Origin of the sequence: Streptomyces rugosispiralis (genome assembly GCF_024505145.1) — a bacterium.
GTDB classification, from domain to species: Bacteria; Actinomycetota; Actinomycetes; order Streptomycetales; family Streptomycetaceae; genus Streptomyces; species Streptomyces rugosispiralis.
Genome location: NZ_JANIAA010000019.1, coordinates 50,971 through 70,302 on the forward strand (window position 1 = coordinate 50,971; position 19,332 = coordinate 70,302).

At 71.6% G+C, this 19,332-nt stretch carries 18 protein-coding genes; 7 read left to right on the plus strand and 11 right to left on the minus strand.

Annotation, left to right across the window (positions count from 1 at the left end; genetic code table 11):
* Positions 1-82 precede the first annotated feature (82 nt).
* On the minus strand, positions 83-1,123 hold the full coding sequence (locus NP777_RS25785; RefSeq protein ID WP_256652575.1) for a LysR family transcriptional regulator: 1,041 nt from the start codon (positions 1,121-1,123) through the stop codon (positions 83-85).
* 299 nt (positions 1,124-1,422) lie between these two features.
* Here NP777_RS25785 and NP777_RS25790 point away from each other — a divergent pair, with 299 nt between their 5' ends.
* A complete protein-coding gene (locus tag NP777_RS25790) occupies positions 1,423-2,733 on the plus strand; it encodes a serine-threonine protein kinase (protein WP_256652576.1) in 1,311 nt (436 codons plus the stop codon).
* A 76-nt stretch (positions 2,734-2,809) separates the two neighbouring features.
* On the opposite strand, the gene NP777_RS25795 is transcribed toward NP777_RS25790, so the two are convergent.
* On the minus strand, positions 2,810-5,641 hold the full coding sequence (locus NP777_RS25795; protein WP_256652577.1) for a penicillin acylase family protein: 2,832 nt from the start codon (positions 5,639-5,641) through the stop codon (positions 2,810-2,812).
* 201 nt (positions 5,642-5,842) lie between these two features.
* Between NP777_RS25795 and NP777_RS25800 the strand changes: the two genes are divergently transcribed.
* The gene (locus tag NP777_RS25800; RefSeq protein WP_256652578.1) at positions 5,843-6,454 is read left to right on the plus strand and encodes a hypothetical protein; all 612 of its coding nucleotides are present in this window, start codon (positions 5,843-5,845) and stop codon (positions 6,452-6,454) included.
* A gap of 233 nt (positions 6,455-6,687) precedes the next feature.
* Entirely contained in the window at positions 6,688-7,149 is a 462-nt protein-coding gene (locus tag NP777_RS25805) for a MaoC family dehydratase (protein ID WP_256652579.1), read from the plus strand.
* A gap of 48 nt (positions 7,150-7,197) precedes the next feature.
* On the opposite strand, the gene NP777_RS25810 is transcribed toward NP777_RS25805, so the two are convergent.
* The 3 genes from NP777_RS25810 to NP777_RS25820 form a co-directional block, all read right to left on the minus strand.
* Positions 7,198-7,425, minus strand: a complete 228-nt coding sequence (locus NP777_RS25810; protein WP_256652580.1) for a hypothetical protein — start codon at positions 7,423-7,425, stop codon at positions 7,198-7,200.
* Between the two features lie 10 nt (positions 7,426-7,435).
* Positions 7,436-8,083 carry a TetR/AcrR family transcriptional regulator gene (locus NP777_RS25815; RefSeq protein WP_256652581.1) on the minus strand — a complete coding sequence of 216 codons (648 nt, stop codon included), beginning with the start codon at positions 8,081-8,083 and terminating at the stop codon, positions 7,436-7,438.
* Between the two features lie 234 nt (positions 8,084-8,317).
* Complete coding sequence (locus NP777_RS25820; protein WP_256652582.1) at positions 8,318-8,506, minus strand: DUF7848 domain-containing protein; 189 nt, start codon at positions 8,504-8,506, stop codon at positions 8,318-8,320.
* A gap of 732 nt (positions 8,507-9,238) precedes the next feature.
* Between NP777_RS25820 and NP777_RS25825 the strand changes: the two genes are divergently transcribed.
* Positions 9,239-9,412 (plus strand): hypothetical protein, encoded by a 174-nt coding sequence (locus NP777_RS25825; RefSeq protein ID WP_256652583.1) that lies wholly within the window; start codon positions 9,239-9,241, stop codon positions 9,410-9,412.
* Between the two features lie 88 nt (positions 9,413-9,500).
* Here NP777_RS25825 and NP777_RS48820 read toward each other — a convergent pair whose 3' ends face one another.
* On the minus strand, positions 9,501-9,635 hold the full coding sequence (locus NP777_RS48820; protein WP_449343552.1) for a phage terminase small subunit: 135 nt from the start codon (positions 9,633-9,635) through the stop codon (positions 9,501-9,503).
* 97 nt (positions 9,636-9,732) lie between these two features.
* A complete protein-coding gene (locus NP777_RS25830; RefSeq protein ID WP_256652584.1) occupies positions 9,733-10,515 on the minus strand; it encodes an aminotransferase class IV family protein in 783 nt (260 codons plus the stop codon).
* Positions 10,516-10,579: 64 nt separating this feature from the next.
* Here NP777_RS25830 and NP777_RS25835 point away from each other — a divergent pair, with 64 nt between their 5' ends.
* A complete protein-coding gene (locus NP777_RS25835; RefSeq protein ID WP_256652585.1) occupies positions 10,580-11,098 on the plus strand; it encodes a DUF402 domain-containing protein in 519 nt (172 codons plus the stop codon).
* An 18-nt stretch (positions 11,099-11,116) separates the two neighbouring features.
* Here the strand turns inward: NP777_RS25835 and NP777_RS25840 are convergent, their stop codons facing one another.
* The 4 genes from NP777_RS25840 to NP777_RS25855 form a co-directional block, all read right to left on the minus strand.
* The gene (locus tag NP777_RS25840) at positions 11,117-12,424 is read right to left on the minus strand and encodes an MFS transporter (protein ID WP_256652586.1); all 1,308 of its coding nucleotides are present in this window, start codon (positions 12,422-12,424) and stop codon (positions 11,117-11,119) included.
* A 3-nt stretch (positions 12,425-12,427) separates the two neighbouring features.
* Complete coding sequence (locus tag NP777_RS25845) at positions 12,428-13,891, minus strand: CitMHS family transporter (RefSeq protein ID WP_256652587.1); 1,464 nt, start codon at positions 13,889-13,891, stop codon at positions 12,428-12,430.
* Positions 13,892-14,011: 120 nt separating this feature from the next.
* Positions 14,012-16,240, minus strand: a complete 2,229-nt coding sequence (locus NP777_RS25850; protein ID WP_256652588.1) for a molybdopterin oxidoreductase family protein — start codon at positions 16,238-16,240, stop codon at positions 14,012-14,014.
* A gap of 129 nt (positions 16,241-16,369) precedes the next feature.
* Positions 16,370-17,059, minus strand: coding sequence for a TetR/AcrR family transcriptional regulator (locus tag NP777_RS25855; RefSeq protein WP_256652589.1), 690 nt, complete (start codon positions 17,057-17,059; stop codon positions 16,370-16,372).
* Between the two features lie 86 nt (positions 17,060-17,145).
* On the opposite strand from NP777_RS25855, the gene hmgA reads away from it, so the two are divergent.
* Together hmgA and NP777_RS25865 are read left to right on the plus strand one after the other, a co-directional pair.
* Positions 17,146-18,531, plus strand: a complete 1,386-nt coding sequence (gene hmgA / locus NP777_RS25860; protein ID WP_256652590.1) for a homogentisate 1,2-dioxygenase — start codon at positions 17,146-17,148, stop codon at positions 18,529-18,531.
* Positions 18,532-18,564: 33 nt separating this feature from the next.
* Positions 18,565-19,314, plus strand: coding sequence for a GntR family transcriptional regulator (locus NP777_RS25865; RefSeq protein ID WP_256652591.1), 750 nt, complete (start codon positions 18,565-18,567; stop codon positions 19,312-19,314).
* The last annotated feature ends 18 nt before the right edge of the window (positions 19,315-19,332 follow it).

The following is a 19,332-nucleotide window of genomic DNA, read 5'->3' on the forward strand; positions in this document are numbered from 1 at the left end:
GCGGGTTACCGGCCGGGGGGGGTTGCTCAGCGGCGGCGGCGCGGGTTACCGGCCGGGGGGTTGCTCGGCGGCGGCGCGCGGGTTACCGGCCGGGGCGCTCCTTGCGCATGACGCTGCGCCACCGCGCGTTCTCCCCGGCGAGCGCGCTCCACAGCACGTTGAGCGGATGGCCGGCGTCCTGCGCGGTGCGCTCCCCGGCCCGTACGAACACCCCGACCAGCACTTCCAGCTCCGGCCCCATGCCGTCGGTCAGCTCCAGGGTGCGCAGCCCGGCCCCGGCCCGGATCCGTCCGTCGGCCACCGCGTCGCCGATGCCCTCGGTGACCAGCACACAGCCGCGCAGCACCCCCGAGGAGAGCAGCTCCAACCCGTACTGCACGGTGTCGATCTCGGCCGCGATGTGCAGCTCCTGGCGGTAGCGGGCGCCGAACCAGCCGCGCAGGAAGCCGGGTATCAGGCCGTCGGCCGAGACCGCGAGCGGCAGCCGGGGCAGCTCGCCCACCGGGACCGAGGGTCCGGGCAGTTCCTCCGCGTCGAGGTTGGTGACCAGGGAAAGGCCGCTGCGCCGCCACTCCATCACCTCGAAGCCGTCGAGCCGGCCGTCGTGGCCCGCCGTGGTGAGGACGCTGCCGCAGACCAGGTCGAGCTCCTTGGCGTCGAGCCGCTGGAGCAGATCCCGGGTGCGCACATGCTCGACCTTGAGCTCGACGCCCCGGCCGTCGAATTCCTCGGTGACCAGCTCCACGGCATTCAGCAGAAAGCCGAGGGTGTAACGGGTCGAGCCGACCACGAGCCGGCTGCCGAGCCGGCGGCGGCAGTCGTGCAGCCCCTCCCGCCAGTCCTCCAGCGTGCCGCGAGCGAGTCCGGCGAGCGACTCCCCGGTCGCGGTGAAGAGCACATTCTGACTGCGCCCCCGTTTGACCACCAGCGGCTCACCGCACAACACGCCGAAGTTCCGGTTCAGCGTGTCCAGTTGTTTCTGCACACTGGACTGCTCCCGCCCCAGCAGCCGGGCGGCGCCCAGCGCGGTGCCCGCCTCATGGACCGCGAGCAACGTCCTGAGCTGGTCCATCGTGGTGTCCAGCAGCGCCGTCGGGTACTGCCATCGATCCTTTAAGGGCATTCCGGCCTTCCGCTCGAAGAGTATTCGGCACCCCAATGACGTTTCCGTTCGCAGCATAGTGCAGCCAGTTGTCATGAACTGATCCCGAGAACAGCGGCGATATTCTTCCGATGGATATTCGGAAATTCCCTATCGCCGGATGGCGACGGAGTCCGGCATTCCAGGTTCCGCCGGTCCCATTCCGGGTAAGTCGAACGGCTGGCCGATTGTCCGACGGCGACCGTATGCGTGTCGTATGGCCAGCGGTCCGGGCAGTTGGGACGATGCACGCACATCGGATCATCCGAGGGGAAAGAACGATGACGGGGATGAGCGTAAGGCCGTACTGGGAGCTGAGATTCGACGCGGACGGGGACGTCGACACCCGGCAGCGGGACCGGCTGCTGGAACAGGCCGCTCAGCAGGAACTCACCGATCTGGTGGTGTTCTCGCACGGCTGGAACAACACCCGGACGATGGCCACACGACTGTACGACCGCTTCTTCGCGCCCTTCCCGGGGCTGCTCGGCGAGGCGGGCCCGGCGCGGCCGGGCTATGTGGGAGTGGTGTGGCCGTCGATGCGGTTCGCCGACGAGTCGCTCGGCGGGTTACCCCGGGAGCGGGCGCCCGGCGCGCCGCCGGGGCTGGACGCGGACACCCACCGGGCGCTGGACGCGGTCTTCCCGGGGCGGCAGCAGATCGTGGCGCGCCTCGCGGAGCTGCTCGCCGAGCGGCCGGAACGGCTGGCGGCGCTGGACGAGTTCGCGGTGCTGGTGCGCGGTCTTGTGCGGGTGCGCGGAATGTCCGGCGGCGCGGGGGACGCGGCGGACACGGACGCGGAGCCGGACGAGGACGGCGTACCGGCGATGTTCGGGCAGGACGTGACGGAGGTCTGCGAGCGGTTCGCCGCCGCGCTCACCGAGGCGCGCGGGAAGACCGACGCGGAGGACCGCGCCGGCTTCGACAGCGGGCTCGGCGGCCTCTGGGACGGGGCGCACGAGCTGCTCCGCCAGGGGACGTACTACGTGATGAAGCGGCGGGCCGGCACGGTCGGGCGCGAGGGCCTCGGGCCGGTGCTCGGCGCCCTCGCGGCCCTGCGGCCCGCGCCACGGCTCCATCTGGTCGGCCACAGCTTCGGCGGCCGGCTGGTGTCGTTCGCGCTGACCGGGATGGCCGAGGGTGCCACGGTGGCGTCGATGACCCTGCTCCAGGGGGCGTTCTCGCACTACGCCTTCGCCGGGCGGCTGCCGCACGCCGACCGCGGCGGGGTGCTGCACGACGCCCCGCGCCGGGTCGGCGGGCCGCTGGTGTGCTGCCATTCGCGCCATGACACCGCGCTGGGGCTGCTGTATCCGGTGGCGTCACGGGTGTCCTGGGACGATGCCTCGCTGCTGCCGGGCGACATCCGCTGGGGGGCGCTGGGGTACGACGGCGTCCAGGCGGTGGAGGGCTGCCCGCGGCTGGAGCTGGCCGAGGCGCTGGACGGCCCGTTCCCGGACGGGGGCTGTGTGAGCGTCGATGTCTCCGAGGTCGTCCGGCACGGTGTGCCACCGGCGGGGGCGCACAGCGACATCTGCCATGAGGAGCTGGCCCGGGTGGTGCTGCGCGCGGGCCGGATCGGAGCGGGGTAGCGGACCGGGATAACGGACCGGGATAGCGGACCGGGGGCGGGGCCCCGCCGGATGCGAGGCCCCGCCCCTCATGGCCTCAGCGGTGCGCCGGGAACTCCACGACCTGCTGGAAGGTCGGCCGGTTCTGCCAGCTGATCTTGTCGTGGGTGAGTCCGCCGACCGGCCGCTGGATGATGGCGTCCGCGCACCACTGGTCGCCCGCGGAGCAGTTGTCGTCCCCGGGGTAGACCTGGGCGGCGGTCTTGCCCACGGCCGCCTTCAGGCTGGTCAGCAGGGCGTCACGGCAGGCGCCGAGCTGCCCGCCGCCGCAGTACGGACGGGCCAGCGGGCCCTTGACGTCCTCGCCGAGGACCATGCGCAGATCCTTGTCGACATAGGACCACCAGCCGTACTGGAAGGACGATCCGGCGTGCGAGCCGGTGGGGCCGTGTCCGGCCGAGGGCGATTCGTCGACGGCCAGATTGGCGCGCAGCGCGTCCCAGAGCCCGTCGCCCAGGCCGGACTTGAACTCGGCCTCGACCAGCAGCGGCCACCAGGCGTCCATGATCCGTACCGCGTCGGCGTGCCCGTAGGTGTGCGAACCGGCGCTGGTCTCATGGCGCTGTGCGCCCGCCGACTGCCAGGAGTCCAGCTCAGTCACGGCGGTGGCCAACTGGGGGTCGTCGATGGGCTGGGAGCGCACCACCTTCAGCAGCTCCGGCAGCACGTCCTCGCCGCGCAGATCGGTGACGGCGGCCTCGGCCATGGCCCGGGTGAGCGCGGAGCGGGTGACACCGCCCTTGCGGACCAGGGCCCGCACCCGGTCGTCGAGGAGGTTGCCGCGGTGCACCGAGCCGTTGCCGAACCCGGCCGCGCTGTAGTCCTTGGCCAGTTTGTTGTTCCAGCTGATGTAGTAGTCCTGGTCGATGGACTGGGGGTGTTCGGCGGGCGGGGTGGCGGCCGCGGTGTTGTCCTTCGGGTCGAAGTCCCGCCACTCATAGGCGGGTTCGGCCTTCACCGGCAGCGAGGAGTCGACGTCCGCGGCGCGCACCGGGTTGAGCCCGCTGTTGTAGTACCCGGTCTGCCGGGAGTCGGCGTAGAACCAGTTGAAGGTGTAGTTGATGTGCTGCGCCGCGCTCTGGAAGGACTTGGCGTCGGTCACATAGCCGGGGTCGTTGAGCATCTGGAAGCCGATGATGGAGTCGGCCTCGTGGCGGTAGGTGGAGCGCAGCATGGTGTAGGCCACCGGTTTGCCGCCGACCGTCGCGCGATGGGTGACCAGCCCGTACTTGGTGCGGTAGACCTGCATCCGGTACGAGCCGGCGGCGGTGGAGTCGGCGAGGGTGGGCTTCCAGGCGTTGCGCCGCTCCAGCTTGTCCATCGGCACGCAGTCGCCGCGGTAGCGGTAGTACGTGGAGTCCCTGGACGGCGCGGAGCCGTCCGGGGAGCACAGCTCGACCGCGTAGGTGTCGGTGATGTCCTGGGCGGAGGTGGTGGCGCTCCAGGCGTAGTCCTGGCCCCGGCCGAGCTGGATGTACATCCCGACCCCCGCGAAGGAGGCGCCGCGGGCGCTGATCCCCGGGCCCTGGATCTCCTGGAGCATCAGCAGCTGCGGGGCGAAGTAGCCGGTCTGGGGGCCGAAGACGGCCACCGGATGGCCGCTCGAGGTGTACTTGCCGGAGACCACGAGCGCGTTGGACATGCCCTTCTTGCGGCTGAACAGATCGCGGGGCAGCACCCCGTCGTCGTAGATGCCGCGCAGCGGCTCCAGCGACGACTTGGGGGCCTTGACCTTGGTGCGGGCCTTGGTGGCGGCGCCGCCCTCACGGTCGTAGACAAGCTGTTCGGGGGTGACCGAGCCGGCGTCGGGCAGCGCGGTGCCCTTGGGGTCGGCGGGCTTCCCGGCGTACGGGAAGCTGCCGTCCCGCACGGTCAGCGCCGCCTCCGGGTCGTTGCGCTCCCGGAAGGACTCCCACACCTTGGCGCCCTCGGCGAGGCCGTACTTCTGCTGGGCGGCGAGCAGCGAGAGCGCGCCCTCCACCTCGCCGCCCCCGCCGTTGCCGAAGAGCGCGCCGACGACCGAGGCGAGGGCGATCAGGTCGGTGAGCTTGAACGGCTGGATCTCACCGGCGTTGGTGATCGCGTCGATATGGCCGGTGAGCACGTACTCCCCGGGGAAGTACCGGCCGTCCTTGGACTTCTTGGCGTAGGCGTTGATGCCGTCGACATACGCCTGGGCGTCGGCCAGCGCCTGGCGGCCGCGCTCTCCGCCGTGGCTGAGGATGTAGTCGATCTGCGCCTGGTAGTCCTCCTCGGTGTACGGCGCCTGGCGGAAGAAGTCCTGCTCCAGGCCCTGGTTGGCGGGGGCGCCACCGGCGAACGAGGTCAGCTCGCCGCGGCCCACGTGGCGGAAGAGGTCCATCAGCCACAGCCGGTCCTGGGCGGCGGCGTACCCGGCGCCGAACTCGGTGCCCTCGCGGGTGGTGCCCTGGATGTGCGGGACGCCGGTCTTCTTGTCGCGGGTGATCGTGACGTCGTCGCGCGGCTTGGTCACCGAGGCGACCTGGTCGGCGGGGACTCCGAACGAGGAGTCGTTGAAGAAGCTGTTCAGCTTGTCGTCGGTGAGGGTGGGGTAGCCGCTCGCCAGATTGTTGTACGGGCCGAGCTGGTCGGCGCTGTGCTCGGGGTGGGTGCCCAGCACCCGGTTGGCGAGGATGTCGGCGAGGGTGGCGTTGCCGGTGGCGCCCGGCGGGAGGATGTCGGAGCACTGGCCCCGGCAGTAGTCGGTGGCCGCCGCGGCGGGCTGCGCCCGAGCCGGCTGGGGCACCGGGGCCGCGAGGGCGATGCCGAGGCCGAGCGCGGCGGCCGCGGCGAGCACGGTACTGGTGAGCCTGCGGGTTCTGGTGGGCCTGGGGGTTCGTCGTCGCATGTGCGCTCCTCCCGATTGCCGTCGGACGGAGGTTACCGGCGGTATCAGCGGCCCGGAAGATGAGCGGACGTCAACTTCTCTCCGGTTGCGGACGGATGAGGACTGCCCGCGAAGATCCAGGGAATTCGATGGATCCGGATCGCGCTGCGTTACGTCCATTCGACAACGAGTCGGGTCCGCAACACGCGGAGGTGGTAGGAAGTGGCCGGTTTCAGAGCACTCGCACGAGAGGTTCGCAATCCACGCAGACACATCACCGCTCGGCGCACATCGCTGCGCAAATGCCTGGAACGGTTCGCGCCGTACGGGCACCGGGCGACCTGGCATCATCTGTGCACCCGCTCCGGGATCACCCCGGAGGATCGCAGGCCGGACCCCCTACTACTGCTCACCGCCCTTGAGGAGCTCGAGGAGGCCCGCACACTGTGGCTCGCGTACGAGGCGGACTTCGCCGCCCGGCGCAGGCAGGAGAAACTTCTCGGCATCCGGCAGCCGAGCGCTGTCGACGACTGGCATCTGCGCACCTGGGGCGGATGCGACATCATTCCCTGCGAAAGCCCCTCGACCCATCCCGACGACCGCCTCGCGGATGTGCTGCGACGGCTGATCGCGGCGATGGAATCGGGCCCGGGGGCGGCCTGCCCGGTCTGCGCACGGGCGGGCCTGGTCTGGCGCGAGGACCTGGACCGCTACCCCTCGGCCGGACCGGTCTGCGCGGACTGCGGCATCGTGGTGCCGCTGCCGCTGCTGACCACCGAGGCCCTGGCGGCGACCCGGCGCGCGGTCCGGATGAACCGGTACGCCACCGTATGACACCCGGCCGCCCCGGCCGGGAGCGCGCTCGTCGGAGCCTTTGAGCACCGGACACGAACCGGCGAGCGCGCCGGAATCCCCTGAGACGGCCGTCGATCGCCGATGGCCGCCGGCACTCCCCATCGTTCGCCGACGCACGCCTACGGCCGCGTCGGCGCGGCCGCGTTGACAGGGTCCTGGTCAGCCGACCATGCTGAGCAGTCGCTTAGTGAGTGGTTGCCCGGGAGGCACGCATGGCAGAGCCCAGGATCTTCACCTCGCCCGATGAACTGCGGTCCGCGGTCGGCGAGGAACTCGGCCCCAGCGACTGGCTGGAGATCGACCAGAAGCGCATCGATCTGTTCGCCGAGGCGACCGGCGACCACCAGTGGATCCATGTGGACCCGGAGCAGGCGGCCGCCGGTCCGTTCGGCACCACGATCGCGCACGGCTATCTGACGCTGTCCCTGCTGCCGTCGTTCACCCCACAGCTGCTGGGGGTCGAGGGCGTGCGCATGGGCATCAACTACGGGGTCAACAAGGTCCGCTTCCCCTCCCCCGTCCCGGTCGGCTCCCGGCTGCGCGCCACCGGCCGGGTCGTGGAGGTGGCGGAGGTCAAGGACGGTCTGCAGATGACGCTGACGGTGACCCTGGAGCGGGAGGGCGGCGACAAGCCGGTGTGCGTGGCGGAGTCCGTGGTCCGCTTCTACAGCTGACGGCTGATGACGACGGCTGACGGCGGCTGACGGCTGCGTATCGCCGCGCTACGGCCGCCGGTTCGCGGCGGTGACCGGCAGCCGCAGAGTGGCCGGCTCGAGTCCCCGCGCTGTCGCGGTGAGCGTGACGCGCCCGGGTGACGTGGCCGGGCGCAGGATCGCCCCGCCGGTCCACTCCGCGGCGCGTCGCGGGTCGGCCGCCGCTCGTGGGACGCCGAGCATCGCGAGCCCGACCGCTCCCGCGGCGCCCGCCGAATACGCGCGGCACGGTGACATCCGCGTCGTCTTACGGCCGTCCGTCCTGGTGCTCGCCGTGGGCCCCCACCATGCGCAGCACCAGGCCCGCGTAGAGGTCGCCGACCTCGTCGGGGGTGCTGCGCCCGGCGGTGTTGAACCAGCGGGCGACGTCGATGCACAGGGACAGCACCGCGACCGTGGTGCCGCGGACGTCCGCGACGTCGAAGACGCCCGCCTTCACCCCGTCCTCGATGATCGAGCGCACCGCCCCGTCCGTGGCCTTGCGGACCGCGATGACCTCGGCGTGGTGCTCCTCCGCGAGCGCGCCGAGCTCGTACTGCACCACGCGCGCGGTCGTGTGGTGCTCGGCGTGCCAGCGGACGAACGAGCGGACCGCGTCGGCGAGCCGCTCGGCGGGGGTGCCCTCGCTGTCCCGCGCCCGCTCCACGATCGTCAGGGCGCGCTCATGGCCGACCTTGCTGATCTGGTAGAGCAGCTCTTCCTTGGTCTTGTAGTGGATGTAGAGCGCGGCCGGGCTCATTCCGGCGCGGCTGGCGATGTCCCGGGTGGTGGTGGCGTGGTAGCCACGCTCCGCGAAGGCGTGCACGGCGGCGCTCACCAGCCGCCGGGCGGCGTCGGGGGTGATGTCGCCCCAGGGCTCGGCCTTGCCTCCGGTGTTCTTGGGCTCCGCGTCCATGGCGGACACCCTACACGGAGAGTGAGCAAGCGCTTAGGCCCCGTCCGGGGCTGCGGCGGACGCTCAGCGGGCCGCCGCCGTCTCAGTGCCCGCCCGGCCGGGAAACTCCGCGCCCACCGCCCGACCAGCGCTACGCGCGCTTCGCCTCGGGGGACGCCGTCTACTTCTCCGTGGTGCCGGAGACGGCCAGCGATGCGTGGCACTCCAGTGAAGGGGCAGACCGGGGCAGGAGCCTCAAGCGAAGTGCTCCGGGTTCGCCTTCAGGTGGCCGGTCGCCCACGCGTGCGCGGCGACCTGCTCGTCGCTGGGCTCCCCGGTCTGCCCACACACCGCGCACTGCATGGCGAACGTGAGCGGTTCGGCGTCAGGCTCGGTGTCGGGGACGAGCTGGAACTCACGGAAACGGTACGTGGCCCGGATCATACCCGCCCCCTTCCAGAGAGAGCGCTCCTCTTGCTGTGGTCGGGGTGGCGCTTGAGTAACACGGCACAGTCGGTGACCTTGCTCAGGTCCCCCGCCTGACGCGCCTCTTCCTGCTCGCGCTCCAGGCGGGCGCACTCCGCACAATTCGCGCTCATGACACCCCGGCCGCTGACACCCCGGCCGCACGTCGTGCCTCTTCCAGCCGTCGCGCTATGTCGCACGACTGGTCGGGCGTGCACGTCTGGCACTCGGCCCGGTGCATGAGGTACGCCGCTTGAAGTTGCTCAATGTCAGCGGCGCGGGGGTGTTCGGAGACTTCACGCTCAGGCAAGGCAAGCACCCGCTGGACGAAGATCGTCCGGGCGTGCCTGACCTTCCTTGCTCCAGAGGTGGGGCATGAGCAGGGCGTACGGTCCGCCCCGGCAGAGGTGGACGCCTACGCGGTCGGTGGCCGTATCTCGTACCAGCGTCCCCACATTCGGGTGATCGTGGCTACTCTTGCGCACGGCTGCCTGTCCTTTCTCTCATGTGTGCAGGTGGCCCGCGCCCCCGGACGTTGGCCCGTCGCGGGGGCACCCTTGGGGGCGCACTGCACGTGCTCCATGAGCTTCGAGGCGGCAGACCTCCGAGAGAACCGCGAACGGGGAACCCCGCAAGCCACTTTGGGGAACCCCATCGCAGAGAACTCGGGGCTACCCTGGGGAGATCACTTCCGTCCTTGCTAGGCGGCTCATGGACGAACGCGAGATGCAACGCGCCGGCTATCCGCTGACGATTCCTGACGTGCTGCTTCGGAGTGAGGCCATGCAACGGGCATGCGCCACCCGCAACTTCCGGGAGATCTTCCGCCTCATCAACATGGGAAGGATCGCCAAAGTCAACCGGCATGGATCGCATCAGCGTTGAGACTATGGGAGAGTACAAGCCAGATGCTCTACCGGTAACGAATCCTCCGGCCCACCTCACCGTTACATCAGCCAGTTCGGGATTTGCTTTACCAGGTAGTGCCAACTCTCGTCGGACGGGGAACCTCCGGGGCGGAACCGCCCGGTGCCTTCGCCAACTCCGGGCCGTCGCTCTTGTTGCGCCGTCGGCGCTGGTCGCTGCGCTTCGGGACGGGCCCTGGCATGGTGTTGCCTCCCGTCAGTCAACCGAAGCTCGGACGACACGACCGTGAGAACCGCCTCTTCGCCAAGGGTGACGTCCTCGTCCGGTTGCGGGCCGCCCTACAGCGGTTCCGCCTCCGTCGCGGCGTACTCCTCGCGCAGGGTGTCCAGCACGGGATGGTCCGGGTCGAACTCCACCCCGTCGATCGACCGGATCGGCCGCACCCCCACCCCCGCGTTGAGCGCGAACGCCGCGCGCAGTTCGCCGAAGTGGTCGCGGGTGATCCGCTCGGTGTGCTGCGGGCCGCCGTGGCCGCGGCGGAGCAACTCCTGGGTGACGCCGGGCAGGCACGTGGCGTCCGGCCACAGCAGGCGGTCGCCGTCGAAGAACCCCACGTTCCAGGTCGCGCCCTCGGACACCGCGCCCCGCTCGTCCGTCAGCAGCACATCGTCGTAGCCGTCGAGCTGGGCCATGCGGCGCAGCCGCAACAGCCCGAACAGCCCGACGTGTTTGACCTCCGGCAGGTCGCGGCGGTGCGCGGCGGTGCGCACGCTCAGCGGCGGCAGCGAAGGGGCGGCGGCGGGCCGGGTGGTGACCAGGATCCGCGGCGTGGCCTGGGCCCCGGGCCGCTCCAGCCCGAGGTCGGGGTCGTACACGGTCACCCGGACCGTGAGCGGAACCGTGGCGTCCGCGACCGCGCGCCGGGCCAGTTCGCGGATCCGGTCCCGGTCCGGTTCGGTGCCGAACAGCACCCCGCAGTCCCGTACCAGCCGGTCCAGGTGGAGGGACAGCCCGCGCACCCGCCCGTCCGCCACCCGCATGGTGGTGAAGTGGCCGTAGTTGGTCATGGCCAGCGCCGTCAGCTCGCGGATGCCCGCCGGTTCCCCGTTCAGCTCTGTCATGGGGCCAGTCTCGCAGCCGGGAGGGGGCGGCACGCCCGTGCGGCCACCGCATAGGATCGGGCCCATGCCCGATCTCGTATCCGTCAACTACCGCAAGTACGACGGCACTCTGCACTGGAACCTGCGGATGCGCAGGCTGGGCGAGGACGACCACGGCGTCTGGCTGGGGCTGCCCGGCGGCGCCGTCATGCGCAAGGGGTACGGCCCGATGGTGTCGCTTCCCTGCGCGCATGTGCTCCTCCTCCCGCGCGACGCGTGGTGGACCGCGGTGTTCAACGCCCCGCCCCGGGAGACCGAGATCTACTGCGACATCGCCACGCCTCCCGAGTGGCTCTCCTCCCACGAGGTCTCGATGGTGGACCTGGACCTCGACGTCATCCGCAAGCGGACGGACGGCTCGACCCTGATGGACGACGAGGACGAGTTCGCCGAGCACCAGGTGCGGTACGGCTATCCGCCGGACGTCATAGCGGAGGCCGAGGCGGCGGGGCGGTGGCTGATGGACGCGGTCGACGGGCGCGCCGAGCCGTTCGGGGACGCCTCCAGGGCGTGGCTTGGCATGGTCGACGGCGAGCGCCGCTGAGACCGGCTCACCGCCGCCTCACCGGGGTCGCCGTCCCGTGCCCCGCCAGGCCGGGGACTCCTCCGTACGCCGTGTGACAGGCCGCTTCTCCGGCACCGGCCGGTCCCCGGCGGGATCCGCGGCCGGGCGGGCGCGCAGCGGCCGGACGGCTGTCGCCGCGGATATCAGGAGCAGCCCGCCCAGCATGACGAAGGGGGCGGCGGTGCCCGCGAGGCCGGCGAGCACACCGGCGGAGGCGGGCGCGGCCACCTGGCCGAGCCGGTTGCCGGTGAGCCGCAGCGCGAGGGCCGTGCTGCGCGCCCCCTCGGGGGCCGCCTGGACGACGGTGGTCATCGACAGCGGCTGGCCGACGCCGAGGCAGAAGCCGAGCCCGGCCAGCAGCACCCCGAGCGCCCAGGCGGGCAGCGGCAGGGCGATGCCCGCGCACAGCAGCGCGGCGCCCAGACAGCTGACGGCCATCAGCACGGTGCGGCCCATCAGCCGGATCATCGGGGTCATCACGAGCCGGCAGGCCACCGTCGCGGCGGCGCGCAGGCTGAGCAGCACACCGACGACCGCGGGCGAGATACCGCGCTGTTCGCCGACGACCGGCAGATAGGCGGTGAGGATGTCCGTGGCGGAGAGCACGGCGAGGCTGATGAACATGCCGGAGGCGACGCCGCGGGTGGTCAGGATGGACCGTACCGAGACCTTGCGGGCCGGGGCCTGCTTGGCCGGCCCGGCCGCCGCCGTACCGTCCGTACCGTCCGGGCGGCGCTCGATGCGCCACAGCGAGGTGACCGAGAAGGCCGCGAGGGCGGCGGAGACGAACAGCGCGGCGGCGCTGGTGCGGCCCATCGCCCCGTCGTGTTCGGAGACCACCAGACCGGCCGCGATGGGCCCGATGAGCTGGCCGAGCGAGGCGCCGATGGTGAAGTGGCCGAAGTTGCGGTCCTGGTCCTCGGGCGCGCTCTGGCGGGCCACGATGGACTGGGCGCCGATGACGAACGACAGATGGCCGAGGCCCATCACCCCGCTCCACGCGGCCATCGCGGGCAGCGATCCGGCCGTCCCGCTGAACGCGCAGCCGGTGGCGATGAGGGCGACCCCGATGGGCAGCAGCGGGGCGCACCGCCCGTGGTCGGTGCGGCGTCCGAGGGGTACGGCGGCGAACAGCGGCAGCAGGGCGTAGACACCGGCGATCACACCGATGGCACGGGCGTCGGCACCGAGCGCCAGCGCCCGGTAGGAAACGGCCGGCCGCGCCATGCTCACCGCCCCCTGGGCGAACGAGAAGGCGATGACAAGGCGCAGCAGCCAGCCCCTACCGGGCTCCGAGATCTTCACGGCTCAGATGATGCCGAACGCCAGACCGGCGGCGAGCACCACCAGGGAGGTGAGCGCCGCCCATTTCACGGTGAACCGGGTGTGGTCGCCGAATTCGACCTTCGCCATGCCGACGAGCACGTAGACGGCGGGGACCAGCGGGCTCGACATGTGCAGGGCCTGTCCGACGAGCGAGGCGCGGGCTATCTCCAGCGCGGAGACCCCGTGCGCGGCCCCGGCCTCGGCGAGGATCGGCACGATGCCGAAGTAGAAGCCGTCGTTGGACATGAAGTAGGTGAGCGGGAGGGACAGCACACCGGTGACGATGGCCATGTGCGGGCCCATGCCCTCGGGGACGCCGTCGACCAGCCAGCGGGCCATGTGCTCGACCATGCCGGTGCCGGTGAGGACGCCGGTGAAGACGGCCGCGGCGAAGACCATTCCGGAGACGTTGACGACGTTCTCGGCGTGCGCGGCCACCCGCGCCTTCTGGTCCTTCATGTTGGGGAAGTTGACGGTGAGCGCGACGGCGGCGGCCAGCAGGAAGAGGACCGGGATCGGCATGGTCTCGGTCACCATCAGGGCGAGCAGCGCGACGGTCAGGGCCGCGTTGAACCAGTAGAGCTTGGGGCGCAGGGTGGCGCGGTGGGGGTCGAGCCCCTTGAACTCGTCGTCGTCCTCGCCCTCGTGGGAGGAGGAATCCGAGGAGCCGGTGCCGTTCGTGGACGGGGCCTCCGCATCGGTGCCGGAGCCCGCGCCGCCGCCGGTGAGCGCGGCCTTGCCGCCGTTACGGCCCTTGGCCCCCTTGCCGCCGGAGCCCGCGCCGACCAGCACCTGCTCCGGGTCGCCCGCGGTGACCTCGTCCAGCGTCAGCACGCCGAGCCGCTTGCGCTCCCGCAGGCCCAGGCCGTAGGAGAGGGCGATCACGAAGAGCAGGCCGACCGCGAGGGCCGGGATCATCGGCACGAAGATGTCACTGGCGTCGACCTTGAGCGCGGTGGCGGCGCGGGCGGTCGGACCGCCCCAGGGCAGCGTGTTCATCACGCCGTTGGCCATGGCCGCGACACCGGTCATCACCACCAGGCTCATCTTCAGCCGCCGGTAGAGCGGCACCATGGCCGAGACGGTGATCATGAAGGTGGTGGAGCCGTCGCCGTCGAGCGAGACGATCGCCGCGAGGATCGCGGTGCCGACCACCACCCGCATCGGGTCCGCCTTGCAGAACCGCAGGATGAGCCGGACGATCGGGTCGAAGAGGCCGACGTCGATCATCACCCCGAAGTAGATGATCGCGAACATCAGCATGGCGGCCGTGGGTGCCAGATCGCCGACGCCCTTGAGGACGTAGTCCCCGAGGTGGGCCCCTTTCCCGACAAGCACACAGAACAGCGCGGGGATGAGCACCAGGGCACCCATCGGGGACATCTTCTTCATCATGATCAGGACAAGAAATGTCGCGATCATGACGAAGCCGAGGATGGTCAGCATATTGGCTACCTCACGTTCGCCTTTGAACTCCCCCAGAATTGGCGGTCGAGGCGACGTTAGGTGCGGCAACTTTCCGTTAACAAGGTCTTGACGCGTGAGCAATAAGCGCAAAACCCCAGGTCAGTGCCGTAGCGAGGGTGATACGCGCACCGGGTGGCCATTGAGCACCGCCGTCCCCGAGAGCGGATCCAGCCGTGAGCCGTCGAAGAGCTGGTTGACGTTGACCCCGGGCCGGGCCCCGGCCACGGACAGCCGGACGCCGGGGCGGGCATGGCCCCAGCCGTGCGGCAGGCTCACCACTCCGGCCCGTACCGCGTCCGTCACCTCGACCGGCACCTCCAGCTCCCCGCCCTCGCCCTTGACCCGGGCCAGACCGCCGTCGGCCAGCCCAAGACGGGTGGCGTCCTCGGGGTGCACCTGGAGGGTGCAGCGGTTGCTGCCGCCCATCAGGGCCGGGACGTTGTGCATCCAGCTGTTGTTCGAGCGCAGATGGCGGCGGCCGACCAGGAGCAGCCCGGAGGGCCGGTCGGCCAGCGACCCGCGCAGCCGCTCCGCGTCGGCGGCCAGCGGCTCCGGGCACAGCTCCACCGTGCCGCTGCGGGTCTTCAGCAGCCCCGGAACGCGCGGCCGCAGCGGACCCAGATCGATGCCGTGCGGATGGGCGAGCAGCTTCGCCAGGCTCAGCCCGTCCGGGTCGGCGCCGAAGCCGTCGCCGTACGGGCCCAGCCGCAGCATCATGTCCAGCCGGCGCTCGGGGCCGTCCACCCCGGTCAGCAGCGCGGCCAGTTCGCCGGGGTCGCGTCCGTGCACCGGCGAGGACGGGTCGGCGACCTCCTTGCCGAGGGTCCCCTGGATCGCCATCGCGTCCACCGCCTCCGGATCGGCGCCGCCGTTCCCCCTCACACACAGCACCAGCCGCGCCAGGATGGCGCTCTCGCTCAGCCGGTCCGCCTCCAGCGGGATGGCGGGGCGGGTGTAGCGGACCTGGTTGCGCACGGCCAGGCTGTTGAAGGCGTAGTCGAAGTGGGGGCTGCGGCTGGGCGGGGGCGGGGGCAGCACCACATGGGCGTGGCGCGAGGTCTCGTTGAGGTACGGATCGACGCTGACCATGAAGTCGAGCCCGGCCAGCGCCCGGTCCAGGCGGTCGCCGTCCGGCGCGGAGAGCACGGGGTTGGCCGCGAGCGCCAGCACCGCCCGTATCCGCCCCTCGCCCGGGGTCTCGATCTCCTCGGCCAGCGCGACGGTGGGCAGTTCGCCCTTGGCCTCGGGGTATCCGCTGACCCGGCTGTGCCAGCGGCCGAGCGCGAACCCCTTCCCGGGCCGCGCCGGGCGCTCCCGGCGGCCGGTCGCGGCGAGCGGGAACATCATGCCGCCGGGCCGGTCCAGCTGCCCGATGAGCGCGTTGATCACATCGACCAGCCAGCTGGTGAGGGTGCCGAACTCGACGGTGGTGGAGCCCACTCGCCCGTACACCACGCCCTTGGACGCGGCGGCCAGCTCACGGGTGAGGGCGCGGATCTCCCCGGCGGGCACGTCGCACGCCTCGGCCACCGCCTCCGGCGGGAAGTCCGCGGCCAGCCGCCGCACCTCCGCCACCCCGCTGAGGTGCTCGGCGAGCGGGCCCGGGGCCACCAGGTCCTCGGCGAACAGCACCTGCACCATGGCGAAGAGCAGCAGGGCGTCGGTGCCGGGCCGGATCGCCACATGGCGGTCGGCCAGCGCGGCCGTACGGGTGCGCCGGGGGTCGATCACCACCAGCCGGCCGCCGCGCCGCCGCAGCGCCCGCAGCCGCCCGGGGAAGTCGGGGGCGGTGCACAGACTGCCGTTGGAGTCCAGCGGGTTGGCGCCGAGCATCAGCAGATGGTCCGTACGGTCCAGATCGGGCACCGGAAGCGCGTTGGCGTCCCCGTACAGCAGTCCGCTGGAGACATGCTTGGGCATCTGGTCGAGGGTGCTGGCGCTGAAGACGTTACGGGTGCGCAGCGCGCCGAGCAGCAGCGGCGGATAGAGCCCGCCCGCCACGGTGTGCACGTTGGGGTTGCCGAGCACGACCCCCACGGACTGCGGCCCGTGCTCGCGCAGCAGCGGGGCCAGCCCCTCCGCCACGGCCGCGAACGCCTCGTCCCAGCCGGTCTCCACGAGCCGCCCGGCCCGGCGGACGAGGGGGCGCCGCAGCCGGTCGGGGTCGGCGTCGAGCTGACCGAACGCGGCACCCTTGGGGCAGATGAAACCGCGGCTGAAGACGTCCTCACGATCGCCGCGGGCCCCGGTCACCCTCCCCTCGTCGATGGTGAGGGTCAGCCCGCAGGTGGCCTCGCAGAGCGGGCAGATACGCGGGGCAGTGCTCATCGGTCTCTCCCAGGGACGGCGGCGAGGCCGCGATGACGCGCCGGACCCGCTCACCATACCGACTGGTAGGCATGTCGGGGAGGGATCGGCGGGAACTCCCGGTCGACCGGGGCTCCAGCGGCCCCCGGATCAGTCCAGGACCCGGGCCAGATAGGCCCGTAGCAGCTCCTTCGTCTCCGCCACGATCGCCGGATCACCCTCCGGGTCCACCCGGAACGCCAGCCGCAGCAGCGCGTCCGCCGTCTCGACCGCGAGCAGGAAGGCCACGCGCAGCCGCTCCTCGGTCACCTCGTCCCGTCCCGTCCCGAGCCGGTCGGCGAGCAGCGTCCGCAGCCGGTCGGCGACCAGATGGTTGGGCTGCTCGGGCGGCGCGGTGGCCGGGACCGGATGGCCGAACTCGATGAGCGCGAAACCCGGCGCCCCGCGCTTCATCGCCAGATACTCGTCCACGACGACGTCCATCGCCTCCCGCCAGCCGCCGCCCCCGTCCGGTCCGGAGCCCGACGCGGAGTCGGAGGCCGAGTCGGAGGCCGAGTCCGCGGCGGCCAGCCGCCGGGTGATCCGCGCGGCGTACTCGTCCAGATTGCGGTGGGCCAGGGCCTCGGCCATCGCCCGCTTGTTGGAGAAGAAGCGGTAGACCGAGCCGATGGGCACGTTGGCGCGCTCGGCGACGGCCCGGGTGCTCAGCTCTTCGTAGCTGATCTCGTCGAGAAGCTCGGCACACGCGTCGAGGATCCGGCCGAGGCGCTCGGCGCTGCGGCGCTGGACCGGATGGCGGCGGAGGGGCGGTATGGGCACGCCACCATCCTGCCCGATCATTGACGAGCCCGGGTTTCGATTCCTATCGTCTGACAGAGGAATCAAGTGAAAACAAGTGGTGTGCGGCGGAGCGGTGGGAGCGCGCGATGGGCGACGGCACGGGGATCCAGCACGGCGATCGGCACGTCAGTCAGCGAGGACACGAGCAGGGCATCGAGCGGGCGCGCAAGACGGCCGAGGAGCTGGTCTACGCCTCCGGTTTCGGCAATGAGCACAGCAGCGAGGCCGTGCCCGGCGCGCTGCCCATCGGCCGCAACTCCCCCCAGCGCGCCCCGCTCGGCCTCTACGCGGAGCAGCTGAGCGGCAGCGCGTTCACCGAGCCGCGCGCCACCAACCGGCGCTCCTGGCTGTACCGCATCCGGCCCTCCGCCGCGCATCCGCCGTTCACCCGGATCGGGGGCGGCGCGCTGCGCGGGGCGCCCTTCACCGAGGCCGCGCCCGACCCCAACCGGCTGCGCTGGGACCCGCTGCCGGAGCCGCCGGAGGGCACCGACTTCCTGGCCGGGCTGTGGACGCTGGGCGGCAACGGCGACGCCACCCAGCGCGCGGGCATGGCCATCCACCTCTACGCCGCCAACGCGCCCATGACCGACCGGGTGTTCAGCGACGCGGACGGCGAGCTGCTGATCGTCCCCGAGCGGGGCGGGCTGCTGCTGCACACCGAGTTCGGCCTGCTGCGCGCCGAGCCGGGGCATGTGGCGCTGATCCCGCGCGGGGTGCGGTTCCGGGTGCAGCCGCTGGAGCCGTCCGTGCGCGGCTATGTGTGCGAGAACTACGGCCGCCCCTTCACCCTCCCCGACCTCGGCCCGATCGGGGCCAACGGGCTGGCGAACCCCCGGGACTTCCTCGCCCCGGTCGCCGCGTACGAGGACGTGGAGCGCCCGGTGCAGGTGGTCAACAAGTTCTGCGGCAATCTGTGGGCCGCCACCTACGACCACTCGCCGCTGGACGTGGTCGCCTGGCACGGCACCCATGTGCCGTACGTGTACGACCTGCGCCGCTTCAATGTGCTCGGCACCATCAGCTACGACCACCCGGACCCGTCCATCTTCACGGTGCTCACCTCGCCCTCGGACACCCCCGGCCTCGCGGGCGTGGACTTCGTGGTCTTCGCGCCGCGCTGGCTGGTCGGCGAGGACACCTTCCGGCCGCCGTACTTCCACCGCAATGTGATGAGCGAGTACATGGGGCTGATCGAGGGCGCGTACGACGCGAAGACCGGCGGCGCGGGGGGCTTCGTACCCGGCGGTGGCTCGCTGCACAACATGATGTCCGCGCACGGCCCGGACCACGAGACCTTCGAGCGGGCCAGCGCGGCCGAGCTGGCGCCGCACCGGCTGGACGACGGGCTGGCCTTCATGTTCGAGACGCGCTGGCCGGTCACGGCCACCCGGCAGGCCCTGGAGGCGGACCACCTCCAGGGGCGCTATGACGACGTATGGCAGGGTCTGGAACGCCATTTCCGCCCCTGAGCGCCGCCGTTGCCGCCGTCGACCGGAGACCGTGTGACCACCTTCGCCCCCGACTCCCTCGCCCTCAACCGCAAGTTGCCGCTGTGGTACCAGGTCTCGCAGTCGCTGCGGGCCTCGATACTCGGGCGGGCCCCGCACGATCCGCTGCGGCTGCCGACCGAGGACCGGCTCGCCGAGCACTACGGTGTCAGCGTGCTCACCATGCGGCAGGCGCTCAAGGAGCTGGAGACCGAGGGGCTCATCAGCCGCCACCGGCGCCGCGGCACGTTCATCGAGCCGAGCGCGCGGCGGACCGCGCCGGTGCGGCTGCTGGGATCGGTGGACGCGATCGTGGCCCAGCAGTCGGGTGAGCGGACGACGGTGCTGGAGCACGGCCCGGAACCGGTACCGGCGGCGCTCGCGGAGTACTTCCCGGACCTGGACGAGGCGACCGCCTACCGCAGGCTGCGCCGGGACGGCCACGGCGGCGAGCCCACCAACTGGGCGGAGAACCTGGTCCGCCCCGAGCTCGCCGACCGCATCGACCTCGCGGACCTCACCCGCTGGCCGATGACGAAGGTGCTGCGGGACGTGGTGGGGGTGCGGATCAGCCGGATCACGGACACGGTCGAGGCCCGGCTCGCCGACCCCGAGACCTCCCGGCTGCTCCAGGTCCCGCTGCTCAGCCCGATCCTGCACTACACGGGGGTGACCTACGACGAGAGCGGGCGGGTGGTGGACGTGGCCCGCATCCACTACCGGGGCGACCGGTTCTCGTTCTCGGTGACGGTCGAGGCGGACTAGAGGGTGTGGTCCGGCGGG

What these genes read in the sequence shown, in the direction of transcription:
- NP777_RS25785 (WP_256652575.1), bottom strand. Translation starts at nt 1,123, where the DNA reads ATGCCCTTAAAGGATCGATGGCAGTACCCGACGGCGCTGCTGGACACC.
- NP777_RS25790 (WP_256652576.1), top strand. Translation starts at nt 1,423, where the DNA reads ATGACGGGGATGAGCGTAAGGCCGTACTGGGAGCTGAGATTCGACGCG.
- NP777_RS25795 (WP_256652577.1), bottom strand. Translation starts at nt 5,641, where the DNA reads ATGCGACGACGAACCCCCAGGCCCACCAGAACCCGCAGGCTCACCAGT.
- NP777_RS25805 (WP_256652579.1), top strand. Translation starts at nt 6,688, where the DNA reads ATGGCAGAGCCCAGGATCTTCACCTCGCCCGATGAACTGCGGTCCGCG.
- NP777_RS25810 (WP_256652580.1), bottom strand. Translation starts at nt 7,425, where the DNA reads ATGTCACCGTGCCGCGCGTATTCGGCGGGCGCCGCGGGAGCGGTCGGG.
- NP777_RS25815 (WP_256652581.1), bottom strand. Translation starts at nt 8,083, where the DNA reads ATGGACGCGGAGCCCAAGAACACCGGAGGCAAGGCCGAGCCCTGGGGC.
- NP777_RS25820 (WP_256652582.1), bottom strand. Translation starts at nt 8,506, where the DNA reads ATGATCCGGGCCACGTACCGTTTCCGTGAGTTCCAGCTCGTCCCCGAC.
- NP777_RS25825 (WP_256652583.1), top strand. Translation starts at nt 9,239, where the DNA reads ATGGACGAACGCGAGATGCAACGCGCCGGCTATCCGCTGACGATTCCT.
- NP777_RS48820 (WP_449343552.1), bottom strand. Translation starts at nt 9,635, where the DNA reads ATGCCAGGGCCCGTCCCGAAGCGCAGCGACCAGCGCCGACGGCGCAAC.
- NP777_RS25830 (WP_256652584.1), bottom strand. Translation starts at nt 10,515, where the DNA reads ATGACAGAGCTGAACGGGGAACCGGCGGGCATCCGCGAGCTGACGGCG.
- NP777_RS25835 (WP_256652585.1), top strand. Translation starts at nt 10,580, where the DNA reads ATGCCCGATCTCGTATCCGTCAACTACCGCAAGTACGACGGCACTCTG.
- NP777_RS25845 (WP_256652587.1), bottom strand. Translation starts at nt 13,891, where the DNA reads ATGCTGACCATCCTCGGCTTCGTCATGATCGCGACATTTCTTGTCCTG.
- NP777_RS25850 (WP_256652588.1), bottom strand. Translation starts at nt 16,240, where the DNA reads ATGAGCACTGCCCCGCGTATCTGCCCGCTCTGCGAGGCCACCTGCGGG.
- NP777_RS25855 (WP_256652589.1), bottom strand. Translation starts at nt 17,059, where the DNA reads ATGATCGGGCAGGATGGTGGCGTGCCCATACCGCCCCTCCGCCGCCAT.
- hmgA (WP_256652590.1), top strand. Translation starts at nt 17,146, where the DNA reads ATGGGCGACGGCACGGGGATCCAGCACGGCGATCGGCACGTCAGTCAG.